Below are 5,005 nucleotides of genomic sequence, written 5' to 3' on the forward strand. Positions count from 1 at the left end.
GCCACACTACCCCGCCGCGCGCCCCCCCGGGGGCGCGCCGCGCCCCGTCTGGGCGCCCCCCCCCGCCCCCGGCGGGCCGAACCACATCGCGCGCCCCGACGCCGCCCCGCTGGCGGGCGGGCGCGGCGCGCTCGTCGTGCTGCCCGAGGGGCGGTCGGTGGCCCGGGTCGACCAGGCGCTCACCGAACTGCTCGGCGCGGGCCGGCACGTGGCCCTGGAGGCCGACCTCGGCCCGCGCGAGCGCTACCGGCGCTGGCTGGCGGTGAGCCGCGGCTCGGTGCACGCCGTGATCGGCACCCGCGCCACCATGTTCGCGCCGGTGCGCGACCTCGGGCTGGTCGTCGTCTGGTCCGACGGCGACAACAGCCACAGCGACCCGCGCGCCCCGCACCCGCACGTGCGCGAGGTCGCGCTGCTGCGCGCCGCCGAAGAGGGCGCGGCCGTGCTGCTCGGCGGCCACGCCGTCACGGTGGAGGGCGCGCAGCTGGTCAGCACCGGGTGGGCCCGCCCGCTGACCGCCGACCGGGAGACCGTGCGCCGGATCGCGCCGCGGGTGCGGACCGTCACCGACCAGGACCAGCACCGCGACGGCGCCGCCCAGTCCGCCCGGCTGCCCTCGGTGGCCTGGGAGGCCGCCCGGGAGTCACTGGCCGCCGGACACCCGGTGCTCATCCAGGTGCCCCGGCGCGGCTACGTGCCCCGGCTGTCCTGCGCGCGCTGCCGCACCCCCGCCCGGTGCCGGCGGTGCGAGGGCCCGCTGGAGGCGCCCGCGGCCGACGCCGCGCTGAACTGCGGCTGGTGCGGGGAGGCGGAGACGGACTGGCACTGCCCCGAGTGCGGCTCGTTCCGGCTGCGCGCCCAAGTGGTCGGCGCCCGGCGCACGGCGGAGGAACTGGGCAAGGCGTTCCCGCGGATCCCGGTGCGCACCTCCGGACGGGACGCGGTGCTGGCCACCGTCCCGGACGAGCCGTCGCTGGTGATCTCCACGCCCGGTGCGGAGCCGGTGGTGGACGGTGGCACCGGGTACGGGGCCGCGCTGCTGCTGGACGGCTGGGCGCTGCTCGGCCGGCCCGACCTGCGGGCCGGGGAGGAGACGCTGCGGCTCTGGCTGGCGGCCGCCGCGCTGGTCCGGTCCGCCGAGGAGGGCGGCTCGGTGGTCGTGGTCGCCGAGCCGTCGGCGCGGCCGGTGCAGGCCCTGGTCCGCTGGGACCCGCTGGGCCACGCCGGGCTGGAACGCGACGAGCGGGCGCAGCTGCACTTCCCGCCGGTGTCGCGGATGGCGTCGGTCAGCGGCAGCCCGGCGGCCGTGGCCGACCTGCTGGGGCTGATCCGGCTGCCCTCGGAGGCGGACGTGCTCGGGCCGGTACCGGCCCCGGCCCTGCGCGGGGAGGAACAGGAGCGCGCGCTGCTGCGGGTGCCGCCCGGGCAGGGGGCGGCGCTGGCGGCGGCCCTCAAGGCGGCGCAGATCGCGCGGATCGCGCTCCGGACGCCGGAGGCGGTCCGGGTGCGGGTGGATCCGACCGACATCGGGTGAGGCCGGCGGGGGCGGGGTGAGTGGCCACCCCGCCCCGGATGGCGCTGGTCGGACGGCGGCGTCAGCCGCGCAGCGGGATGCCGGTGCGGTCGATCGGGGTGCGGTCGATCGGGGTGCGCTCGGGGGTGGTGCGGTCGGCCGGGGGGCGGTCGAGGGGGCCGCGCTCCGGGGCGGTGCGGTCGAGGTTGCCGCGGTCCAGGGTGTTGCGGTCGAGGGCGTTGCGTTCGAGGTTGCCGCGCTCCAGGGCGTTGCGGTCGAGGCTGCTGCGGTCCAGGCCGCCCTGGCGGGCCGCCGGGACGGTCGCCGCCAGGCCGCTGGACGGCACGGCGGGCAGCTCCTCCGAGCGGTCCGGGCGGCCCTGGCCCGGGACGGCACCGCTGGCGGCGAGGAGTTCGCTGGTCGGGCGGCGCATCCCGTACCGGCGGTGCACGGCCTGCTTGGTGACCCCGAGGGCCGAGCCCACCGAGTCCCAGGAGAAGCCCAGCGCCCGGTCGAACTCGACCGCCGCCGCGACCAGGGTCTCCACGCTCTCCCTCAGCTCCTGCGCCAGGCGCACGGTCGGCGCGGGCGCCCGTCCGTACACCACGAAGCCGGCCGACGTGCTGGGCCGGCGCGGACGATAGACGTTGCCCAACTGGGCGGTGAGCGTCCGCAGCGCGTCGACCTGCCGCCTCACCCGCTCGATGTCCCGCACCAGCAGGTGCAGGCTTGCCCGCGCCCGGGCGTCGTGATTGATCTGCTCGGCCATGGCCTACGTGCCACCTTCCGTACGGTTCAGCTCGGCCGGGGCGCGGTGTCCCGTGCGCCCGGCCCCGGTCAATCTCACTTGACCAACGCCGAAGCGGGGGCCGGGGTAACGCCGCCGGGCAGACTCGGGATATGCCAGAAGCCGGTGCCGGGGTGGGGGAGGGGCGTTCGGGGCCGCGCGAAGGGTGGTGCGAGGGGCGGCGAGGGGCCGCGCGAGGGGCGGTGTGAGGGCATGGGCGGCGGGCCGGGTGCGTTGCATAGACTTGCCGGGAACCCGTAGTTGCCCGCAGCCCCGCACCCTCGACGGACAGGAGCCCGTACCCCATGGCGATCCAGCCGATCCGGCTCTTCGGAGACCCCGTCCTGCGGGCCACCGCCCAGCCGGTGACCACGTTCGACAAGGAACTGCGCACCCTGGTCGGCGACCTCACCGAAACCATGCTCAACGCCCCTGGTGCAGGCCTCGCCGCGCCCCAACTCGGCGTCTCCCTGCGGGTGTTCACCTACCACGTGGACGGCGTCACCGGGCACCTGATCAACCCGGACCTGTCGCTGACCGAGGAGGAGCAGGACGGCCCCGAGGGCTGCCTCTCGCTGCCCGGCCTGCGCTACGACACCAAGCGCGCCTACGGCGTGGTCGCCAAGGGCTTCACCATGTACGGCGATCCGGTCACCCTGGAGGGCACCCAGCTGCTCGCCCGTTGCATCCAGCACGAGACCGACCACCTCGACGGCATCATCTTCATCGACCGGCTCGACCGCGAGCAGCGCAAGGCCGCGCTGAAGGCGATCCGCGACACCGACTGGGGCGGCGCGCCCGCGCCGGTCGTCAAGGTCTCCCCGCACAGCACGTTCGGCGCCGCGCGCTGAACCCTCTGGCGCCGAACCCTCTGGCGCTGAACCCTCTGATCTCCAACGTCTTCTTGCAGAAAGGCACTTGATGCGTCTCGTCTTCGCCGGCACCCCCGAGGTCGCCGTTCCCGCCCTGGACGCCCTGCTCGCCTCCGACCGGCACGAGGTCGTCGCGGTGGTCACCCGCCCCGACGCCCCCGCCGGGCGAGGGCGCAAGCTGGTCGCCAGCCCCGTCGCCCAGCGCGCCGAGGAGGCCGGGATCGAGGTCCTCAAGCCGGCGAAGCCCAGCGACCCGGAGTTCGTCGCCCGGCTCACCGAACTCGCCCCCGACTGCTGCCCGGTGGTCGCCTACGGCGCGCTGCTGCGCCCCGGCACGCTGGAGATCCCCAAGCACGGCTGGGTCAACCTGCACTTCTCGCTGCTGCCCGCCTGGCGCGGCGCGGCCCCCGTCCAGCACGCGGTGCTGGCCGGCGACGAGGTCACCGGCGCGGCCACCTTCCTGATCGAGCAGGGCCTGGACTCCGGTCCGGTCTACGGCGTGATCACCGAGGAGATCCGCCCGACCGACACCAGCGGCGAACTGCTCACCCGCCTCTCGGTGTCCGGCGCGCGACTGCTCACCGCCACCATGGACGGCATCGAGGACGGCTCCCTGCACGCCCTCCCGCAGCCGGCCGAGGGCGTCACGCTCGCCCCGAAGATCACCGTCGAGGACGCGCGCATCGAGTGGAGCCACCCCGCCCTGCGGATCGACCGCGTGGTGCGCGGCTGCGCCCCGGCGCCCGGCGCCTGGACGGAGTTCCGCGGCGAGCGGCTGAAGATCACCGGGCCGGTGAAGCTGCTGACCGACTCGTCCGCCCTGGCGCCCGGGGAGCTGGCCGTGGTCGGCAAGAACAGCGTGCGGGTCGGGACGGGCAGCCACGAGGTCGAACTCGGGGAGGTCCGCCCGCAGGGGAAGAAGGAGATGCGGGCGGCGGACTGGGCGCGCGGGGCGCGGCTGGAGTCCGGGGAGCGCTTCGGCTCCGAGGGCTGAGGCTCAGGTTTAGCGTTACTGTTCGTCTGATAACCACTGATAATCGTCTGATAGCCACCGATAACCACCGCAGCACCTTGAGGCACCCTGTGACCACCCCCAGCGCCCAGCGCGCCCCCCGCCCGCACCGCCGCCCGAAGAAGGACCCGGCCCGGATCGTCGCGTTCCGCGCGCTGCGCGCCGTCGACGAGCGCGACGCGTACGCCAACCTGATCCTGCCGTCGCTGCTCCGCGAAGCCGAGCAGAAGGGCATGGACCGGCGCGACGCCGCCCTCGCCACCGAACTCGTCTACGGCACCCTGCGCCTGCAGGGCACCTACGACGCGATCATCGCCGCCTGCATCGACCGGCCGCTCAGCAAGGTCGACCCGCCGGTCCTGGACGTGCTCTCGCTCGGCGCCCACCAGCTGCTCACCACCCGCATCCCCAGCCACGCGGCGGTCTCGGCCACCGTCGAGCTGGCCCGGGTGGTGCTCGGCGACGGCAAGGCCAAGTTCGTCAACGCCGTCCTGCGCCGGATCAGCGCCCACGACCTGGACGCCTGGATCGAGAAGGTCGCCCCGCCGTACGAGAAGGACGCCGAGGACCACCTCGCCGTCGTCCACTCGCACCCGCGCTGGGTCGTCTCCGCGCTCTGGGACTCGCTCGGCCGCTGGCAGCCCGACGCCTCCGGGCGCAGCGCCCTGGAGGACCTGCTGCGCGCCGACAACGAGCGGCCCGAGGTGACCCTCGTCGCCCGCCCCGGCCGGGTCGACGTCGGCGAACTAGACGACGCGCTTCCAGAGGCCCAAACCGGCCGCGTGTACCCCTTAGCGCTTCGGCGCGACCAATGCGGCGAC

Annotated in this window: 4 protein-coding genes and 1 pseudogene; 4 read left to right on the forward strand and 1 reads right to left on the reverse strand. The window is 75.5% G+C overall.

Annotated elements, in window-relative coordinates; translation table 11 throughout:
• Positions 1-1,534: primosome assembly protein PriA (locus ACFV6I_RS37610; protein WP_380430580.1), on the forward strand; the 1,534-nt coding region annotated here is incomplete at its 5' end.
• Between the two features lie 283 nt (positions 1,535-1,817).
• Here ACFV6I_RS37610 and ACFV6I_RS37615 read toward each other — a convergent pair.
• Positions 1,818-2,282: pseudogene (locus ACFV6I_RS37615) on the reverse strand (hypothetical protein); the annotation flags it as partial.
• 323 nt (positions 2,283-2,605) lie between these two features.
• On the opposite strand from ACFV6I_RS37615, the gene def reads away from it, so the two are divergent.
• The 3 genes from def to ACFV6I_RS37630 form a co-directional block, all read left to right on the forward strand.
• Positions 2,606-3,151 carry a peptide deformylase gene (gene def / locus ACFV6I_RS37620; protein WP_063346750.1) on the forward strand — a complete coding sequence of 182 codons (546 nt, stop codon included), beginning with the start codon at positions 2,606-2,608 and terminating at the stop codon, positions 3,149-3,151.
• Positions 3,152-3,221: 70 nt separating this feature from the next.
• Entirely contained in the window at positions 3,222-4,166 is a 945-nt protein-coding gene (gene fmt / locus ACFV6I_RS37625; protein WP_063346749.1) for a methionyl-tRNA formyltransferase, read from the forward strand.
• 89 nt (positions 4,167-4,255) lie between these two features.
• Positions 4,256-5,005 (forward strand): transcription antitermination factor NusB (locus ACFV6I_RS37630; protein ID WP_380430582.1); only part of this gene is annotated, 750 nt, incomplete at its 3' end.

This window comes from Kitasatospora sp. NPDC059803 (assembly GCF_042732255.1).
Classification (GTDB): domain Bacteria; phylum Actinomycetota; class Actinomycetes; order Streptomycetales; family Streptomycetaceae; genus Kitasatospora.